Origin of the sequence: Mesorhizobium sp. M0848, from assembly GCF_040319805.1 — a bacterium.
Classification (GTDB): Bacteria; Pseudomonadota; Alphaproteobacteria; order Rhizobiales; family Rhizobiaceae; genus Mesorhizobium.
Genome location: NZ_JAMYOM010000016.1, coordinates 37,252 through 54,716 on the forward strand (window position 1 = coordinate 37,252; position 17,465 = coordinate 54,716).

Here is a 17,465-nt window from a genome sequence, read left to right on the forward strand (position 1 = left end):
TAGCAAAAGTGGTGGCCTCAATCCTTGCGGTTTTTCTCGAGACCTTGCTGACTATCAGGGATAATTCACAGGGCTCGACCACGCCGGATCCTCGTGCTTCTCCCAATAGAGCGCCATCAGCCGGCTGGTGATCGCGCCGACCTTGCCGTCGGCGATCCGAACACCGTCGATCTCCGTCACCGGCATGATGCCGCCTGCGGTCGAGGTGATGAAAACCTCGTCTGCCTCGTGCAATGCGGCAACGCTGACATCGGTGGCGGTGGCTGCAAGACCTTCTTCGGCGCACAGATCAAAGACAGTGCGGCGGGTGATGCCGGGCAGCACACCGATGGAAGGCGTCGACAGTTTGCCATCCTTGACGCAGAAGACGTTGAAGCCCGGGCCTTCGGCGACATTGCCGTTGAAGTCCAGAAGCAACGCAGTCTCGGCGCCGCGATCATAGGCATCGTAGAGGCCGCGCACCAGATCGAGCCAGTGGTAGTTCTTGATCGCCGGATCGATCGAGGCCGGCGGAATGCGCACCTTGTCGCTGATGGCGACACGCAGGCCGCGATGCAGCTGCTCGGCATTGGCGACCGAGCCGAACGGCACGGCGAACGCCATGAAGCGGTTGAGTGCCTGGCGCGGGTCGCGGCTGAAAGTCGGGGAGGCGCCGCGCGTGCACAGCATCTCGACATAGGCGGCGCGATGACCCGACAGCGCCACGCAATTGTGCAGGATTTCGGCCACGCCTTTGCGGTCGAAGGGGATGGTCATGCGCAGTTTTTCCAGCCCGCCGAAGAAGCGGTCGAGATGCAAATCGAGGCGGAAGAAGCGGCCATTCCAGACATGCACGGTGTCGTAGGTTGCGTCGGAATGCAGAAAGCCCCAGTCCAGAACCGAGATCTTGGCCTGCGACATCGGCAAATATTGGCCGTCGAGGAAAGCGACGCCCTCGGGGTAGGAGTGCGGGTCGACATGGCGGTCGCCAACTATGGGCAGTTGCTTCTCGTCCTGTGTTGCCATCGTCCGGCTCATCGAGGCCTCCTGTCAAGCAGGCGAGAGGCTAGCGGCGCTGGGCAGAAGGCATAGAGCCACCCGCCCGGCGCTGTTCGGCCTCCATGACGATCTGGCCGATACATTCGATCGCGATTGCCCTATCGTTCCGGGTCTGAACGGGAGGGGAAAATGGGCAGGTTTGGGGCCGTCACAGCGGCAATGATGATGTTCGCCGCCGCGGGCCAAGCCAGCGCCCAGTGCCCACGCGAAGGCGAGGAATTGTGCCAGAGCGGCCAGACCTATCGCTGCGAGAAAACCGGCAGCGAATTGACGTCGATCTTCCAGAACGTGCCTTGCGCGGTGAATGTGCCGACGCTGAGCGGCACCTGGCTCGGCAGCGGCCACCAGAGCCCGGCCGGCGATGCCGGACCTGATTGGGCGATCGCCATGACGATCAATGATGGGGGTGCGTCCATCGACTATCCGTCGCTCGGCTGCGGCGGATCCCTGTCGCAGACGTCCAGGGACGACATTTCGGCGGAATACCACGAGAGCATCACCTACGGGCAGGACAAGTGCATCGACGGCGGCAACATCACGGTCAGGTTTTTCAAGGGAAATCTGTCCTGGACTTGGGTCGGCCAGGCCGACGGCCAGCCTTATAATGCGGTCGCAGTGCTAAAGCGGAAGTAGCCGTGGTCATTCCTCCTCGTCGTCGGCGTCGAGCAGGCGGGTTGCGCGCCAGCGGGTGAGCACGATGTTGGTCTGCTCGATGACGAAGAAACGCGCCGAGTCGCGGTCATAGCCTTCGCTGAGCAGTTTTTCGTAATCGGTGTGCATGTGGCGGATATGGGCAATGGTCGCCAGCCATACGGCGATGCCCGGCGGCAGGGTCTTCATGTGAACCGCGCCGGCGTCGGTGCGGATCTTCTCCATATCGGCATAGGGCGCCAGCGGCAGAAGTGCGGTCAGCGCCTTGGCGATGGCGCGGCGGCGGCCGGTCGGCGCTGTCATCGCCGGATCCCATTGGGCTCGTCGCGCCCTTCGATGGTCGCCTCTGATATGGCGTCGGTCGAGGCGAAATAGGGTTTTAGGTCGATGACCGGCGTGCCGTCGAGCACGTCGATGGCGTCGAGATCGATGCGGCCGGTTTCGATGTTGACGGCAATCAGCCTGGCGATGTGCAGCCCGATGGGGTTCGGGCGGGCAGGGGAGCGCAGCGCAAATACACCTTTCGCTTCAACGGCATGGCGCGGTCTCTGCACAATCAGAGTCCGCGGCGCATGATGCAGCCAGGATAGGATGATGACGTGGCTGGCGCGCTCCAGCCCCTGCAGGCCCCTTCGGTAGGGCGCGTCGATGGTCAGCACCGCCTTCTGTCCGGTCTCGCGCGCGACGCGCATGTTCTTCGGGCAGGTTTCGCGCGTCGTCCACGGCGAGGCAATGCGGCCGATGAAGACGATGCCGCCATCAGGCGGCATCAGGGCCGGATCGTTTTCCAGCCTCTGCTCCCCTTCGCGCGCCTCAAACATCTCACGCGTTTCAGTCATGGCCCGCGTCTCTTAAAACGCCACACGAGCGGCATTTTCTGGTCCGGAAGCGACATAGCGCTTGCAAGGTTTCGAAAACCGACATAAACATATGTTTATATCTTTTCAAAGAGAATACGCTGATGCATGTCTCGCTCGACACCATGGTTGATACATTGAAGGCGGCGGCCGAATCCAGCCGATTGCGCATACTGGCACTTCTGTCGCGCGGCGACCTCACGGTTTCCGATCTTACCGAAATTCTCGGCCAGTCGCAGCCGCGCGTTTCGCGTCACCTGAAGCTCTTGCTGGAGGCCGGGCTGATCGGCCGCTACCAGGAAGGGTCCTGGGCCTTCTTCCGTCTGTCGGATGCGGATTCAGCGCGTGACTTCGTCATGGGACTGGTTTCCGGCATTCGCGGCGCCGATCCGCAGGTCGAGCGCGATCTTGAGCGTCTGGCCTCGGTCAAGCGCAAGCGGCAGGACCGCGCGGTCGCGTATTTTTCGGTGAATGCGGCAAGCTGGGACCATATCCGCTCGCTGCATGTGCCGGACCGCGCCGTCGAAGCCGCAATGTTGAAGCTGGTGGGCAAGCGGCCGTTCCAGTCGATGCTGGATCTCGGCACCGGCACCGGGCGGCTGCTTGAAATCTTCTCGCCGCTTTATCGGCGCGGTGTCGGCATCGACATGTCGCGCGAGATGCTGACCGTGGCGCGCGCCAATCTCGACAAGGCCGGGGTTTCGAACGCACAGGTTCGGCAGGGCGACATCTTCGCACCGCCGGTCGAGCGCGATGCCTTCGATCTCGTCACCATCCATCAGGTGCTGCACTATCTCGACGATCCCGCCCGCGCCATCCACGAGGCGGCGCGGCTTTTGCGTCCGGCCGGACGCCTGGTCATCGTCGATTTCGCGCCGCATGCGCTGGAATTCCTGCGCGAGGAGCACGCGCATATGCGGCTCGGTTTTTCCGACCGGCAGATCGCCGACTGGTTTTCGGAAGCCGGCCTCGATCTTGAAGACAGTCAGGAATTCGAGCCGCGCGGCGGCAACGAGGCCAGGCTCACCGTAAAACTCTGGCTTGGCCGCGACCGGCGCCTCTTGATCGCCGATCCTTCCAACGACACAAGGCAGGCCAAAGCGAACTCGATAGGGGAAATCGCATGAACCAGTTCCGCTTTTCCCGCCGCCCCGACATTGGCGACAAGGTCAGGGTTTCCTTCGAATTCTTCCCGCCGAAGACGGACGAGATGGAAGCGAGGCTGTGGGAGACGGTAACAAAGTTGGAGCCGCTGAAGCCGAAATTCGTCTCGGTGACCTACGGCGCCGGCGGCTCGACGCGGGAGCGTACCGCGCGCACTGTAAAGCGCATCCTGACGGAAACCGGTATTCCTGCAGCGGCGCATCTGACCTGCGTCGGTGCAACACGCGACGAGGTCGACGCGGTCATCCAGGATTACAGGTCGATCGGCATCAACCGGTTCGTGGCGCTGCGCGGCGACCCGGCCTCCGGCGTCGGCGAACCGTATCGGCCGCATCCCGGTGGCTACGAGAACGGCGCGGAGCTGGTCGCCGGGCTCAAGGCAATCGCGGACTTCGACATCTCCGTCGCGGCTTATCCGGAAAAGCATCCGCAAAGTCCCGATTTCGCCACCGACATCGAGATGCTGAAGCGCAAGGTCGACAATGGCGCGACGCGCGCCATCACCCAGTTCTTCTTCGACAATGATCTCTACGAGCGCTATGTCGAGCGCGTCCGCCGCGCCGGCATCTACATCCCGATCGTGCCGGGAATCCAGCCGGTTCACAGTTTCAGGCAGGTCGCGAACTTTTCCGCCAGGGCGGGCGCGCATGTGCCCGGCTGGCTGGCGGAGCGTTTCGAAGGCCTTGACCGGGACCCGCAGACGCATGCGCTGGTGGCGTCGGCGGTGGCAGCCGAACAGGTGATGGATCTGGTCGAGCGCGGTGTCGGCGATTTCCACTTCTACACCATGAACCGCGCCGATCTGGTCTTTGCCATCTGCCATATGATCGGCATCCGCTCGCACGAGGCGGCGGCCGGATCAGCCGCGGCTTGAGGTCGGGTTCAAACAAAAGGCCGGGAAAAACCCGGCCTTTTGAATTGGTTGGACTATTTGGGTGCTGGTCTTCCCCGCTTTGGCGGTCAGGGAAGGAAGCCCATAATAAGGGCTCCGATAAAGGCGAACGCAGCACAGATCATCAATGCGTTGATAGGCCTCGTAAGTCCCATAACATAGCCTCCTCTTAAAGAGCTATGTCATGGAGTCTAGGTTCATTTGTGCCACAGGCAAGCGGAAAATGTGCTGCATTGCGACGTGATTGTGAAATCCGCGACATGTCTTTTGCCGTTAGGCTTTGAAACTCCTAGGCAAAAACCGGCTTCAGACCTGTGAATAAAATGTGGCCCGCTCGTGTCGCTGCTGTGTCATGGCAGCGCTACCCCCGCGAAAGCCTAATTCGGCTTTCGCGATGCGGGGGCAATTAGGCGGTTAGAGCATTCTTTGCGCGTCCAGTGGACGCGCGGCGCTCTAACGTCGGCCGAACAACCGCCCGTCGATGGTGACGAGGCCGAGCGCGATCAGCACCACGCCGCCGATTTCGAACAGCTCCAGCCGCTCGCCAAGGAACAGGAAGCCGAGCAGCATGGCGCTGGCCGGCACGACAAGCGTGACCAGCGAGGCGTTGGTCGCGCCGGCCGAGGCGACGAGGTTGAAATAGAGGATGTAGGCGAAGGCGGTGGACAGAAGCGCCAGCGCCAGCACCGCCGCCCAGACCGGGGGCGAGGCCGAGAACAGGCCGGATGGACCGTAGGTGAAGAGCACGATCGGGATCATGATGATGGTCGACGCCGTCAACTGTCCGGTGGCGATGACCGGTGAGGGCACGCCCTTGAAGCGGCGGGCGACCATCAGCGCAATACCATAGGACAGCGAAGCACCGATCAGCGCGAACTTGGCCCAGACCGGGCCGCCGAGCCCGGTAAGCAGGCCGGGGCCGATCATGACGGCCGTACCGGCGATGCCGAGCGCAATGCCGGCGAGCTTGTTCCAGGAGAGCTTTTCGTCGGATGTCAGCGCGTTCGCGAGGATCAGCGTCCAGAACGGCGTCGTCGCGTTGAGCACCGAGGCGACGCCGGCGCCAAGCTCCGTCTGGCCGACGAAGATCAGCGAGAAGGGCACGACATTGTTGGTGAGCGCCAGCAGGAAGAACAGGCCTGCATGCGGAAGCGCGAGGCGGAAGGACGGACCGCGCAGACCGAGATAGATCTGCAGCGCAATGGCGGCGATGGCGACGCGAAACAGCACCAGCACCAGCGGGGGGAGTTCCGCCACCGCGATGCGCGCAAAGAAGAACGAGCCGCCCCAGATCGCGCCGAGCAGCAGGAGTTGCCCCCAATCCTTGAGCACCATCGGCCCGCGTGGTGCGGATGTCGCGGCCATTGCCATGTGAGTCGCCCTCCCAGACTGCCTGAATGCCAGTCACTCAGGCAGAAGCCATATCGGCGCCAGTGACAAGGGCCACCCGAAACCTGATCGCTGGCAAACGTTGCTGGCAAAGACCTAGCGCCGCTGCGTCAGCCGCACGAGACACAGAATTGTTTTCATTAGCCGCTAGCTTGGATTAATTGTGCGCAGGCTAGGTCAAGGATTCGTCGATGCAGCGATTCGAAAATGCCCGCGAGGCGGCACTGGCGCTTCGTCCGGACGATCCGGTCTATTGCTTCCGCCCGCAAGTGCTGATGGCGGATGCCAGGCAGTTCATGGGCATGTTCCCCGGCAAGACCGCCTATGCGGTCAAGACCAATGGCGAGCAGATCGTGCTGAAGACCCTGGTCGAAGCCGGTGTCAAGGCTTTCGACGTCGCTTCGCCGGGCGAGTTCGCCGCCGTGCGCGCGGTCTCTCCGGATGCCGAGATGCTCTACATGCATCCGGTCAAGGCGCAGTCGGACATCAAGCTGGCGCTGGAGAAATACGCCATCCGCGTCATTTCGCTGGATCACGAGGACGAGATCACCAAGCTGACGCGAGTGGTGCGGGCGCTCGACATCGATCCGGGCTCGATCAGCGTGTTCGTGCGGGTGCAGACCAAGGGGCATGCCGCCTACGAATTGTCGAAGAAGTTCGGCGCCGGGCCGGCCTATGCGGTCGAACTGGCCGAGCGGCTCAACCGCACCGGCTACAAGGTTGGTCTGTGTTTCCATGTCGGCAGTCAGATCGAGGATCCCGACACCTATGAGCGGGCGCTGGCTTCCGCCGATTGGGTGCGCAACCGGCTGACCTTCGATATTGCAGGGCTCGACGTCGGCGGCGGTTTCCCCGCCGAATACGGCCACGATCCCAACCGCAAGCAGATCGAGATGCCGTCGCTCGGCCAGATCATGTCGCGGCTTTCGGGCGATCTGAAAGAGTATCAGTTCGACCAGATGCCGCTGGTGGCCGAGCCGGGCAGGGTGATCGTGGCGCGCTGCCTGTCGCTGATCGTGCGGGTGCTGCTGCGCAAGGGCAAGCGGCTTTACATCAATGACGGCATCTGGGCGTCGCTGTCGGATTCATGGACCGGCAAGATCACGCTGCCGGCCCGCTTCATTCCCGATCCTGCGATCCGCTCGCGCAATGGCGAGGAGAAGAACATCGTGCCGTTCAAGGTCTGCGGCGCGACCTGCGATTCCGTCGACATCCTGTCGCGGCCATTCTGGCTGCCGGAAACGGTCGATACCGGCGACTGGATCGAGATCGGCCATATCGGCGCCTATTCGCTGTCGCTGAGGACCCGATTCAACGGGTTTTACCCCGACACCTTCGTCGAGGTGACGACGCCGTTCGACGAGGGCGACGCGCCGCAGGGGTTTGCGAGTCTGGAGACGATGGCGGATTAGGGAATAGGGAATAGGGAATAGGGGTGGCAGGCACGGCTTTCGGAGTAATTTTCTACTGCCTACTGCCTACTGCCTACTGCCTACTGCCTACTGCCCTAAAATTTCCCCAATAGCTCCGGCGTCGGCCAGCCATCCACCGGCAGGCCTAGCCGCATCTGCTCCTTGCGGATCGCCTCGCGGGTGTTGGTACCCAAAATGCCGTCGACAGTGCCGACATCGTAGCCCCTGGCTTCCAGCTTGGTCTGCAACGCCTTCATCTGCTCGTTGTTGAGGCCGGTTTCGGGATTGCGCGGGTCGAGCGGCGGCGCGCCTGCGAGTCGTGCGGCAAGGTTGGCTGCCGTCAGCGCATAGGTGAAGGACTGGTTCCATTCGAGATAGACGTCGAAATTGTCGTAGGTGAGGAAGGCAGGCCCCTTGCGGCCCATCGGCAGCGCCAGGCCTGCTTTCAGGCCGTTGTCGACCAGCGGCGCGCCGCTAGGGTAGGTGACGCCCCATTGCGCCCACTGCGACAGCGGCAGCTTGTTGGTGCGGCCGGTCTGGTCCCACGGCATGTCTTCGGGCGCGCGGACTTCCTGGATCCAGGGCTGGTCGCGTTTCCAGCCGCGCGACAGCACTTTGTTGGCGGTGGTCATGATCACATCGGGCACGCTGCCGCGCAGGTCGATCTTGCCGTCGCCGTCGCCGTCGACGCCGCGTGCCAGATAGTCGGAGGGCAGGATCTGCGTCTGGCCGATCTCGCCGGCCCAGGCGCCCCTGACATCGGCCGGCAGCACGCCGCGATCGATCAGCTCCAGAAGCGGCACCAGCTGCTGCCGGAAGAGCTGCGGCCGGCGGCAATCATGGGAAAGCGTCACCAGGGCGCTCAGCGTGTGGAAGTCGCCCTGCACGGCGCCGAAATCGGTCTCCAGCGCCCAGAAAGCGGCGATGATCGGCGCCTGGACGCCGAACTGCTGGTCGGCGCGGGCGAAGACGTCGGCGTATTTCTTCAGGTTTGCCGCACCTTGCTTCAGGCGATAGGCCGAGATCATGCGGTTGGAAAACTCGACAAAGGTTTGGGTGAAGACGCCCTGGGCGCGGTCGCGTGCCAACACCTTGTCGTCGAAGGTTGCCGCTCCAAGGGCGTCGAGACCCGCTGTACCTACGCCAGCCGCCTTGGCTTCCGCAGCGACGCCCTGCTTCCAGGATTCGAAGTCGCCGCCGCATTCCTGCGCCATCGCCGGCAAGGCCGTGGCGCACAGGGTCAGCGCAGCCGCGAGGACTTTGGAACGCAGTCGCATCAGCTTCCTCTCGAAACGAATAGCGGGCAGTTGTTGTGCTCCCCGGAAGCCCAACGCCCTGAATTACTGGCGGTTGCACTTTTCACCGCTGGCTGTGTCGAAAAGCAGGCGGCAGGCCCGGTGTCAACGGGTGTTCTGCCGCAGCCACTTGTTCCAGGCGGCTTCACTGCCGTTGAAGACGTTGATGTCGGACTTGCCGCTTACGCCCGGAACGATGCCGGTTCCCGTGTATTGCCAGAAGGTGAAGGGGTGGCTGCCGTATTTCTCACGCGGATGGCCGGCGACGGAGCGCAGCCAATAGGGATAGCCGCGAAAGCTCGACAGCTCGTTATCGTCGAAGAAGTCGATCGAGGTGTAGATGATCGGCTTCTTGCCGTAGTGCCGTTCGACGATTTCAAGGAAGGTGGTCATCTCCGCGCGCACCGTGGCAGCGTCGGGACGCAGCCTGCAGGTCGGCGATTGCGGGTTCCATTCCATGTCGAGGACCGGCGGCAGCGCCGAGCGGTCGACGGGGACGTTGCGGATGAACCAGCGCGCCTGCACGGCAGCCGGGGTGCAGAAATAGTAGAAGTGATAGGCGGCTCGCGGAACGCTGGCAGCTTTCGTGCGGGTCCAATGCTCGTTGAAATACTCATCGAAGCGATCGCCGCCCTCGGTCGCCTTGATGAAGGCGAAGGAGATGCCGCTGGCCTTGGCCGCCGGCCAGTCGACCGAGGTCTGGTATTTGGAGACGTCGGTGCCGTGAACGGCATAGTTCCATGGCGCTCCGCTTTCCCATTCATGCGGCTTGGAATCGGCAAAGCGCGGCGCGCGCACGGCAACCGTCGGGCTGCTCGACGCGGACGGCGACAGCGGCGAGAGATCGTCCACGGTCGAGCAGGCGCCAAGCAGCGTCAGCATGATGAGGCCCGCAAGACGGCGCATCGCAATTCCCGAGCCGGATTCAGCCGGTCGCTGATGGGTCTATACACTGATGGCCGGTTTTGTGATCGGGCCCCCTCCGAGCGATCGCCCCACAGCATCGCTCAGCATATCCTGTGATCGCCGATCATGGTTGATAATCCGTTGATGGCGCTCGACAAGCATTGTGATTTGCGGAAGCAATGGCGGCAAATCGATGACATAAGGGTCGCGCAGGGCCCGGAGGAAATAAATGCGGATCGTGGTCAAGATCGTCAAATGGCTGCTTGGCCTGATCGTTCTGGCGATCGCCGCCCTTTTTGCCTGGCTTTATATCGCGCCGCCGGAGTTGATCAGGGTCGGCTCGGGCTACTCGGCCAAGATCGTCTGTTCGAACGTCTTCATTGCCGGCCGCGATCCCAATGAGGTGCTTGCCGTCGACGTGCAGGCGCCCGGGCATCCCCTGCTGCGGCTAATGCGGGTTTCGGTGGACAAGAACAGGGGAACGGTGTCGGCGGGCCTGTTCGGCTTCCTCGGCAAGAGCATCGCCGTCGCCCGTGACGGGCTGGGCTGCGCTTCGGTTCCGGACGGCGATGTAGGCAAGGCGCGGCGGACCGCGATCCAAGCGGAGCCGTCGGCGGCCACCATGGGCGACCTGTGGCCGCAAGGCGAGCGCGTCGAGGCATCACAGGATCCGGTGATTGCCAAGCTGCTGGACGATGCGGCGCTGGCCGGCACCGGCATGCGCGCGGTGGTGGTGGTCAAGAATGGCCGCGTCGTCGGCGAGCGCTACGGCGATGGCTTTTCCGCCAAGACGCCGCTGCTCGGCTGGTCGATGACCAAGACGGTGAACGCCGCCATCGTCGGCACGCTGGTCAAGGACGGCAAGATGGCTTTCGACGACAAAAACCTGTTTGCGCCGTGGAAGGCGGACGGCCGCACTGCCATCCGCCTCGCCGACATGATGGCGATGTCGAGCGGGCTGGAGTTCAACGAGGATTATGGCGACGTCGCCGACGTCACGCGCATGCTCTATCTCGAACCTGACATGGCGGGCTTCGCCGAATCCAAGCCGCTGGCTGCAGAGGTCGGCAAACAGTTTTCCTATTCGAGCGGCACGGCGGTGATGCTGTCGCGCCTCTGGCAGGACGCGATCGGCGACAAGGCCAAGGCGCTGACATGGCCGCGCACGGCGCTGTTCGAGCCGCTCGGCATGCACAGCGCGGTGCTCGAGACCGACGAGCAAGGCACCTTCGTCGGCTCGTCCTATCTCTACGCGACTGCCCATGACTGGGCGCGCTTCGGCCAGTTCCTGCTGCAAAGCGGGGTGTGGAACGGCAACCAGATCCTGCCAACCGGTTTCGTCGACTGGATGCGCGAGCCGGCATCCGCCTCGAAAGTCTACGGCAAGGGTCAGTTGTGGATCGAGGCCCCGGGCGATGAGGAAAACCCCGGCGCCGGCGTCGCGGCAGGCCTGCCCAAGGACACGTATTGGATGGAAGGCCATGACGGGCAGACGGTCGCCATCATCCCCTCGGAGCAGTTGGTGGTGGTGCGGCTAGGGCTGACGCCGGCCAAGCTCGGCTACCGGCCGCAGACGATGGTCGGAGCGCTGGTGAAGGCGCTGCATTAGACCAGGCGCCGCAATTCTTGCTATGCAGCAGTGGCCAAAGGCTTGGCACGGTCAACCCGCGCCCGCTCGTCGGGCGAGTTCATGACCTGCCAGAGATCGCTGCGGCGCTGGACGTTCAACCAGAAATCCGGGCTGTTGCCGAACACCCGTGCCAGAATGAGCGCGGTCGCCGCCGTCACGTTGCGGCGGTCGTTGCACAATTCGTTCACATGTTTGCGCTGGACCCCCATCGCCTCGGCCAAAGCCGCTTGCGTCAGGCCAAGCGGCTGCATGAATTCTTCCGTGAGAATTTCGCCAACCGTTGCCGGCTTGCGTGTGGTCATCAACATGTTCTCACCTCAAAGCTGCCCCACCTCATGAAGAATTGGAGCACCTTGCCCTTCCGATAGCAATAATCAGAGGGCTATCTTGATAACCGCCAGCCAGGCATAGCCGCGATAAAGCGTGCGGAAACGGAAGCTTGCGCCGGTTCGCTGGGATTGCGATTCCAGAACCTCGCGCAAGGATTCACGCGGCGCTACGTGGAATTTTTTCAACCAATTGCGCAGCAAGGTCCGGAACCAGCCGGGCAGGCCTTCCTGCTGGCCGAAATCGACGATGTGCAGCGAACCGTTCGGTAACAGCGCGGCCAGCGCTGCCGACACAGTTTTTTCCCAGCCGGGGATCATCGACAGCGAATAGGACACGAAGACGCGATCGAAGCCGTTGCGCCCGAACAGCGCCTTGGCATCGAATCCCGTGGCGTCGCCCTGGGCGAGCGTGACACGATCGACCAGGCCCTCGCGGGCAATCGCGGCGCTGGCCGTCTCCAGCATTTCGGCTGAAATATCGAGGCCGAAGAAGCCGGCGTCGGGGTAGCGACGCGCGGCCAGGATGATGTTGCGGCCGGTGCCGCAGCCGAGTTCCAGCACGGTGCCGCCGGCGGGCACATCGAGCCCTGCGATCAGCCGGTCGCGGCCAAGCAGGTAGTATTTGCGGGTCAGGTCGTAGATGTGGCGCTGCCAGCGGTAGACGCCGTCCATCAATTCGGCATGGTCGGCCGGCAGCTCGGTCGTGCTCATGCCGCACGCTTCACATAGAGATGGAAGCCGCCATAGATGGCCGAACGGTCGCGGACCGAGAATTCGCGCGAAGCCTCATCCTGGTAGGTCCACTGGTCGAGCAGCGAGCTGGAGACGCGGCCCGGCAACAGGCTGGGTTCGGCGGCGGTGCGGAAGATCACGCGGGCGCCGGCCGAAGCCGTACGGGTGATTTCCGCCCACAGCGCGTTGAGCTGGTCATCGGTCATCCAGTCCTGAGCGTCGAGCAGGACGAAGCGGTCGACGGAGCCTGCGTCCTTGCCGGCGAGGAACTCGATCAGATTGGCATGGTGGATGGCGACGCGGTCGACATTGCCGCGAATGGTCTCGTAGTTCTGTTTTTCGAGATAGGCGGGCAGGGCGGCCTCGCCGGGGTTCGGATAGCGCCGGGCGAAGGCCTGCCAGGCGAAGTAGTTGTTCTCCAGCGGAAAATCGCAAGCGAGCTTTTCCAGCCGGGCTTTCAGCACGCTGGCCATGGTGCCGTCGCCAGAAGTGATCAGCGAATCGTACTGCGCCGGCGGAATGCCGAGGCCGAACAGAGAGGCCTTGCGCGACGTCGCCCATTTCAAAAGCTTCTTGTCGAAGACCGGCGCCAACTCCTCGTTGAAGAAGCGGCGCTGCTCGCCGATGTTCTTGGCCTGCATGATGCCGGCAGGGTCGACGCCGAAGAATTTTGCCGTGCGGTGGCCCATGGCGATGAACAGGCCGAGCAGGCCGGTCTGGTAGAAATTGCGGTCGAACACAGTGATGCGACGGCGGCCGCGCCAGTTGCGGCGCTCCCAGTAGTGACGGCTGACCGGATCGAGATGCGGCGCGATGAAACGGTCATACGCTTTCGAATTGTGGCTGGTGTCGGCGGCGCCGAAGAAGCGGAACAGGTCGCTCTGCGATGGCAAATGGCGCACCGCCTCCAGCTTCATGCGGTTCAGCGCGATGTGCGCGGTGTTGAGGTCGACGGCGTCGACCCGGGCCGGCGAGCGCGTGAGGTAGGCCAGGATGTTGCAGCCGCCGGAGGCGATGGTGACGACGCGGTGGCCCTGGCCAAGCTGCATCGCCTCCATGTCGACATCGGGGTCTTCCCAGATCTGCGGATAGACGAGGCCGGAAAACAGGAAGGCGAACAGCCGCTCCGAAATGCCGGCCTTCGACAGCGGGCGGTTCTGGTAGACGGCCTTTCCAACTTCCTTGCCGCGGCGAAAAACCAGATCTGCGGAAACGTCCGTCATGGCAAGATGATTCCCCATTTGCTTTGCCGCAAGCGGGTAACCCAGGGTCATGACAGGCCGGTGACAGCCTGTTGATGCCTCCTTACGGCTTGCCAAATCCGCCCGGCGTCGGCGTCGTCAGTATGACGGCGTCGCCGGCCTGCAGCACGGTCTGATCGCAGGCTTTCAGCACGTCGACCGTGCCGTCGTTGCGGCGGATCTTGGTCGAGCCGACCTCGCCGTCGCCGCCGCCGTCCAGCCCTTGCGGCGGGCGGTTGCGGTGCGAGGAGAGGATCGCGCATTCCATCTTTTCGAGGAAGCGGATGGTGCGTTTGGTGCCGTCGCCGGCGCTCCATTTGCCCTTGCCGCCGGAGTTTTCCCGAATGTGGAAATCCTCGAGCAGCACGGGAAAGCGCAATTCCAGCACTTCCGGGTCGGTGAGGCGCGAGTTGGTCATGTGGGTATGGACGCCGGAGGTGCCGGCAAAGCCGCGGCCCGAGTTCATCTGGCCGGCCGGCGAGCCGGAACAGATCGTCTCGTAGTATTGGTAGGTCTTGTTGCCGAAGGTCAGGTTGTTCATCGTGCCTTGCGCGTTGGCCATGGCGCCCATGGCGCCGAACAGCGCATTGGTGACATGCTGCGAGGTCTCCACATTGCCGGCGACGACGGCGGCGGGGTAGGCGGGTTTCAGCATGCAGCCGTCGGGAATGATGATGTTGATTGGCCGCAGACAGCCGGCATTCATCGGGATCATGTCCTCGACCATGACGCGGAAAGCATAGAGCACGGCCGCTCGGGCGACGGGTTCGGGCGCGTTGAAATTGTTCTTCATGACCGGCGACGTGCCGGTGAAGTCAACGGTCGCCTCGCGCTTTTGCCGGTTGACCGTGATCTTCACCTTGATGATTTGGCCGGTGTCGGTCGGGTATTCGTACTGCGAACTATCGGGCAGCCGCTCCAGCACGCGGCGCACGCTTTCAGCCGCATTGTCCTGGACATGGCCCATATAGGCCTCGACGACATCGAGGCCGAAATGCGCGACCATCTTGCGCAGTTCCGCGACGCCCTTCTCGTTGGCGGCGATCTGCGCTTTGAGGTCGGCGATGTTCTGGTGCGGATTGCGGGCCGGGTAGCGGTGGTCGGTGAGCAGCGTTTCCAGCTCCTTCTCGCGGAATTTTCCACGATCGACGATGCGGAAATTGTCGAACAGCACGCCTTCCTCGTCGACCGTGGTGGCAAGCGGCGTCATCGAGCCGGGTGCCGTGCCACCGATATCCGCATGATGGCCGCGAGAGGCTGCCCAGAACAGGATTTCGCGTTGGGCGTCGTCGAACACCGGCGTCACCACGGTGATGTCGGGCAGATGCGTGCCGCCATTGTAGGGCGCGTTGAGGGCAAAGACGTCGCCGGGGTGGATGTCGCCGGAATTCAGCCGGATGATGGTTTCGACCGAGCGGTCCATCGAGCCCAGATGCACCGGCATATGCGGCGCATTGGCGACCAGCGCGCCAGTGCGATCGAAGACGGCACAGGAGAAATCCAGCCGTTCCTTGATGTTGACCGAATAGGCGGTGTTCTGCAGCGTCACGCCCATCTGCTCGGCGATCGACATGAAGAGGTTGTTGAAGACCTCCAGCATGACCGGATCGGCCTCGGTGCCGAGCGCTGCCTGCCGGCGCTTTTTCTCGACACGGCGCAGGAGCACATGGTTCCTGGCGGTGATTTCGGCCTGCCAGCCCGGCTCGATGACGATTGTCTGGTTCGGCTCGATAATCAAGGCAGGTCCCGCAACCCTGTTTCCCGGCTTCAGCGCCTCGCGGCGGAAGATGGGTGAAGTGTGCCACTCTCCTTCGGTGAAGATTTCGCGGGTTTGCGAAGGGCTTACGGCAAGGTCTTCGGTTCGCGATTCAGTTTCGTCGCGCCCGGTGCCGCCGGTGTCCGCGCCTTCGACGCCGACGGTCTCGACGATCATCGGCTTGTCGTCATAAACGAAACCGAACTGCGCCTTGTGGGCGATTTCAAAAGCGCGCCTGGCCTGGAAAATCGAATCCGCCTCGAAATTCACCGGCAGTGTCGTGTCGGTGCCGTCATAGCGAATGTGCAGCACCGGCTTCGTGGCGACCGTATCCTCGCCGATGCCTTGCGCCGCGAGTTCGGCGATGACGGCTTCTCTCAAGATGGCAATGAGGCTGCCGATCTCTGTTCTGGACTCTTCGGCAAGCGGCTTTAGCAGCGCCTGCTGGCGCGAGGCAAAGACCGAGGACAGGCCGATGCCATAGGCCGACAGCAGGCCAGAGAAGGGATGGATCAGCACCGCCTCCATGCCGAGCGCGTCGGCGACCAGGCAAGCGTGCTGGCCGCCGGCGCCACCGAAGCAGTTCAGGAGATACTCGGTGACGTCGTAGCCGCGCTGCACGGAGATCTTCTTGATGGCATTGGCCATGTTCTCCACGGCAATGGTGACGAACCCTTCGGCGACAGTCTCGGGCGACCGGCCATCGCCGATTTCGGCGGCGAGTGTTGCAAATTTTGCTCGCACCGTCTCGACGTCGAGCGGTTCGTCCTGGCCGGGTCCGAATATTGCCGGAAAGAAATCGGGCTGCAGCTTGCCCAGCATGACGTTGGCGTCGGTGACGGCGAGCGGGCCGCCGCGCCGGTAGGCTGCCGGGCCGGGATTGGCGCCGGCCGAGTCAGGTCCGGCGCGAAAACGGCCGGCCTCATAGTGCAGAATCGAGCCGCCGCCGGCGGCGACGGTATGGATGCGCATCATCGGCGCGCGGATGCGCACGCCGGCGACCTCGGTGTCGAAGGCGCGCTCATATTCGCCGTCATAATGGGCGACGTCGGTGGAGGTGCCGCCCATGTCGAAGCCGATGACCTTGTCGAAGCCGGCGAGCCTGGCCGTCTCGACCATGCCGACGACGCCACCGGCGGGCCCCGACAGCAGTGCGTCCTTGCCCTGGAACATGTCGGCGGCGGTGAGACCGCCCGACGACATCATGAACATGAGGCGAGGCGATTGGCCGATCTCCCCCCTTGTGGGGGAGATGCCCGGCACGGCAAAGGGGGGCGTGACAGAATAAGGCGTTGGCGGGACAGCGCCCCCCTCTGTCGGCTTCGCCGACTGCCCTTCGCTATGGCTCCGGGCGTTCGTCGCTGAAAAAGCCAAATCGTTGGTTTTTTCTCGGCCTTCGGCCGATCGCTCCTCACCTCCCACAAGGGGGGAGATTGGCGCCACGCCCAGCTCGCCCGCCACCCTTTGCACATAGCGCGACAGGATCGGCGACAGATAGGCGTCGACCACGGTGGTGTCGCCTCGGCCGACCAGCTTGATCAGCGGCGAGACCTCATGGCTGACCGAAACCTGGCTGAAACCAAGCTTTCGGCAGACCTTTGCCACGGCCTTCTCGTGGTCGGGGTATTTCCACGCATGCATGAAGACGATGGCGACGGCGTCGATGCCGTCGGCCCTGGCCTGTTCGATCGCCGGCCGGCAGGCGGCGATGTCGAGCAATTGTTCGACGCGGCCATCGGCGCGCACACGCTCGTTGATTTCGATGACGCGCTCGTAGAGCTGTTCGGGAAGGACGATCTCCTTGGCGAAGATGTCGGGGCGCGCCTGGTAGGCGATCTTCAGCGCATCGCGAAAGCCCTTGGTGATGAGCAAAAGCACGCGGTCGCCCTTGCGCTCCAGCAGCGCATTGGTGGCGACCGTGGTGCCCATCTTGATGTCGCCGATCAGGCCGCTTGGGATCGTGTCTCCGGACGACAAGCCAAGGAGGTCGCGAATGCCCTGGATGGCGGCATCGTTATAGGCTTCGGGATTTTCGGAGAGAAGCTTGCGCGGGTGCAGCCCGCCTTCCGGATCTCGGCCGATGATATCGGTGAATGTGCCGCCGCGGTCGATCCAGAAATCCCATTTTTCGGTCATGACAGCCCCTGTCGCTCTTCTGTTCGATCGGTGGTTC

15 protein-coding genes are annotated in these 17,465 nt (G+C 63.3%); 5 read left to right on the forward strand and 10 right to left on the reverse strand.

The window, feature by feature from the left end:
- Positions 1-54: 54 nt before the first annotated feature.
- Positions 55-1,017 carry a D-amino acid aminotransferase gene (locus NKH95_RS19150; protein ID WP_352442215.1) on the reverse strand — a complete coding sequence of 321 codons (963 nt, stop codon included), beginning with the start codon at positions 1,015-1,017 and terminating at the stop codon, positions 55-57.
- A 150-nt stretch (positions 1,018-1,167) separates the two neighbouring features.
- Between NKH95_RS19150 and NKH95_RS19155 the strand changes: the two genes are divergently transcribed.
- Positions 1,168-1,671, forward strand: a complete 504-nt coding sequence (locus NKH95_RS19155; RefSeq protein WP_352892527.1) for a hypothetical protein — start codon at positions 1,168-1,170, stop codon at positions 1,669-1,671.
- A 6-nt stretch (positions 1,672-1,677) separates the two neighbouring features.
- Here NKH95_RS19155 and NKH95_RS19160 read toward each other — a convergent pair whose 3' ends face one another.
- Positions 1,678-1,992, reverse strand: coding sequence for a DUF2293 domain-containing protein (locus tag NKH95_RS19160; protein WP_127260329.1), 315 nt, complete (start codon positions 1,990-1,992; stop codon positions 1,678-1,680).
- The gene (gene tsaA / locus NKH95_RS19165; protein WP_352442217.1) at positions 1,989-2,528 is read right to left on the reverse strand and encodes a tRNA (N6-threonylcarbamoyladenosine(37)-N6)-methyltransferase TrmO; all 540 of its coding nucleotides are present in this window, start codon (positions 2,526-2,528) and stop codon (positions 1,989-1,991) included. Before tsaA ends, NKH95_RS19160 begins: the two co-directional genes overlap by 4 nt.
- 122 nt (positions 2,529-2,650) lie before the next feature.
- On the opposite strand from tsaA, the gene NKH95_RS19170 reads away from it, so the two are divergent.
- Both NKH95_RS19170 and metF read left to right on the forward strand, forming a co-directional pair.
- Positions 2,651-3,673: an ArsR/SmtB family transcription factor gene (locus tag NKH95_RS19170; RefSeq protein ID WP_128303474.1), complete on the forward strand. Its 1,023-nt coding sequence runs from the start codon at positions 2,651-2,653 to the stop codon at positions 3,671-3,673.
- Positions 3,670-4,584 carry a methylenetetrahydrofolate reductase [NAD(P)H] gene (gene metF, locus NKH95_RS19175; protein ID WP_352892530.1) on the forward strand — a complete coding sequence of 305 codons (915 nt, stop codon included), beginning with the start codon at positions 3,670-3,672 and terminating at the stop codon, positions 4,582-4,584. The genes NKH95_RS19170 and metF overlap by 4 nt, the downstream gene beginning before the upstream one ends.
- A gap of 471 nt (positions 4,585-5,055) precedes the next feature.
- Here the strand turns inward: metF and NKH95_RS19180 are convergent, their stop codons facing one another.
- Entirely contained in the window at positions 5,056-5,973 is a 918-nt protein-coding gene (locus NKH95_RS19180; RefSeq protein ID WP_352551765.1) for a DMT family transporter, read from the reverse strand.
- Between the two features lie 209 nt (positions 5,974-6,182).
- Between NKH95_RS19180 and NKH95_RS19185 the strand changes: the two genes are divergently transcribed.
- Complete coding sequence (locus NKH95_RS19185) at positions 6,183-7,403, forward strand: alanine racemase (RefSeq protein WP_013530936.1); 1,221 nt, start codon at positions 6,183-6,185, stop codon at positions 7,401-7,403.
- 95 nt (positions 7,404-7,498) lie between these two features.
- Here NKH95_RS19185 and NKH95_RS19190 read toward each other — a convergent pair whose 3' ends face one another.
- Positions 7,499-8,680 carry a lytic murein transglycosylase gene (locus NKH95_RS19190; protein WP_128303477.1) on the reverse strand — a complete coding sequence of 394 codons (1,182 nt, stop codon included), beginning with the start codon at positions 8,678-8,680 and terminating at the stop codon, positions 7,499-7,501.
- 123 nt (positions 8,681-8,803) lie between these two features.
- Entirely contained in the window at positions 8,804-9,604 is an 801-nt protein-coding gene (locus tag NKH95_RS19195) for a glycoside hydrolase family 25 protein (protein WP_352551767.1), read from the reverse strand.
- Positions 9,605-9,833: 229 nt separating this feature from the next.
- Here NKH95_RS19195 and NKH95_RS19200 point away from each other — a divergent pair, with 229 nt between their 5' ends.
- Entirely contained in the window at positions 9,834-11,213 is a 1,380-nt protein-coding gene (locus tag NKH95_RS19200; protein ID WP_352551769.1) for a serine hydrolase domain-containing protein, read from the forward strand.
- Positions 11,214-11,233: 20 nt separating this feature from the next.
- On the opposite strand, the gene NKH95_RS19205 is transcribed toward NKH95_RS19200, so the two are convergent.
- The 4 genes from NKH95_RS19205 to NKH95_RS19220 form a co-directional block, all read right to left on the reverse strand.
- A complete protein-coding gene (locus NKH95_RS19205; RefSeq protein WP_127321777.1) occupies positions 11,234-11,542 on the reverse strand; it encodes a HigA family addiction module antitoxin in 309 nt (102 codons plus the stop codon).
- 66 nt (positions 11,543-11,608) lie between these two features.
- Positions 11,609-12,274: a class I SAM-dependent methyltransferase gene (locus NKH95_RS19210; protein WP_352551771.1), complete on the reverse strand. Its 666-nt coding sequence runs from the start codon at positions 12,272-12,274 to the stop codon at positions 11,609-11,611.
- On the reverse strand, positions 12,271-13,569 hold the full coding sequence (locus NKH95_RS19215; protein ID WP_352892532.1) for a BtaA family protein: 1,299 nt from the start codon (positions 13,567-13,569) through the stop codon (positions 12,271-12,273). The genes NKH95_RS19210 and NKH95_RS19215 overlap by 4 nt, the downstream gene beginning before the upstream one ends.
- 31 nt (positions 13,570-13,600) lie before the next feature.
- On the reverse strand, positions 13,601-17,428 hold the full coding sequence (locus NKH95_RS19220; RefSeq protein WP_352892533.1) for a hydantoinase B/oxoprolinase family protein: 3,828 nt from the start codon (positions 17,426-17,428) through the stop codon (positions 13,601-13,603).
- Positions 17,429-17,465: the final 37 nt, after the last annotated feature.

Coding starts and splice junctions, on each gene's coding strand:
- NKH95_RS19150 (WP_352442215.1), bottom strand. CDS start 1,017: ATGAGCCGGACGATGGCAACACAGGACGAGAAGCAACTGCCCATAGTT.
- NKH95_RS19155 (WP_352892527.1), top strand. CDS start 1,168: ATGGGCAGGTTTGGGGCCGTCACAGCGGCAATGATGATGTTCGCCGCC.
- NKH95_RS19160 (WP_127260329.1), bottom strand. CDS start 1,992: ATGACAGCGCCGACCGGCCGCCGCCGCGCCATCGCCAAGGCGCTGACC.
- tsaA (WP_352442217.1), bottom strand. CDS start 2,528: ATGACTGAAACGCGTGAGATGTTTGAGGCGCGCGAAGGGGAGCAGAGG.
- NKH95_RS19170 (WP_128303474.1), top strand. CDS start 2,651: ATGCATGTCTCGCTCGACACCATGGTTGATACATTGAAGGCGGCGGCC.
- metF (WP_352892530.1), top strand. CDS start 3,670: ATGAACCAGTTCCGCTTTTCCCGCCGCCCCGACATTGGCGACAAGGTC.
- NKH95_RS19180 (WP_352551765.1), bottom strand. CDS start 5,973: ATGGCAATGGCCGCGACATCCGCACCACGCGGGCCGATGGTGCTCAAG.
- NKH95_RS19185 (WP_013530936.1), top strand. CDS start 6,183: ATGCAGCGATTCGAAAATGCCCGCGAGGCGGCACTGGCGCTTCGTCCG.
- NKH95_RS19190 (WP_128303477.1), bottom strand. CDS start 8,680: ATGCGACTGCGTTCCAAAGTCCTCGCGGCTGCGCTGACCCTGTGCGCC.
- NKH95_RS19195 (WP_352551767.1), bottom strand. CDS start 9,604: ATGCGCCGTCTTGCGGGCCTCATCATGCTGACGCTGCTTGGCGCCTGC.
- NKH95_RS19200 (WP_352551769.1), top strand. CDS start 9,834: ATGCGGATCGTGGTCAAGATCGTCAAATGGCTGCTTGGCCTGATCGTT.
- NKH95_RS19205 (WP_127321777.1), bottom strand. CDS start 11,542: ATGTTGATGACCACACGCAAGCCGGCAACGGTTGGCGAAATTCTCACG.
- NKH95_RS19210 (WP_352551771.1), bottom strand. CDS start 12,274: ATGAGCACGACCGAGCTGCCGGCCGACCATGCCGAATTGATGGACGGC.
- NKH95_RS19215 (WP_352892532.1), bottom strand. CDS start 13,569: ATGACCCTGGGTTACCCGCTTGCGGCAAAGCAAATGGGGAATCATCTT.
- NKH95_RS19220 (WP_352892533.1), bottom strand. CDS start 17,428: ATGACCGAAAAATGGGATTTCTGGATCGACCGCGGCGGCACATTCACC.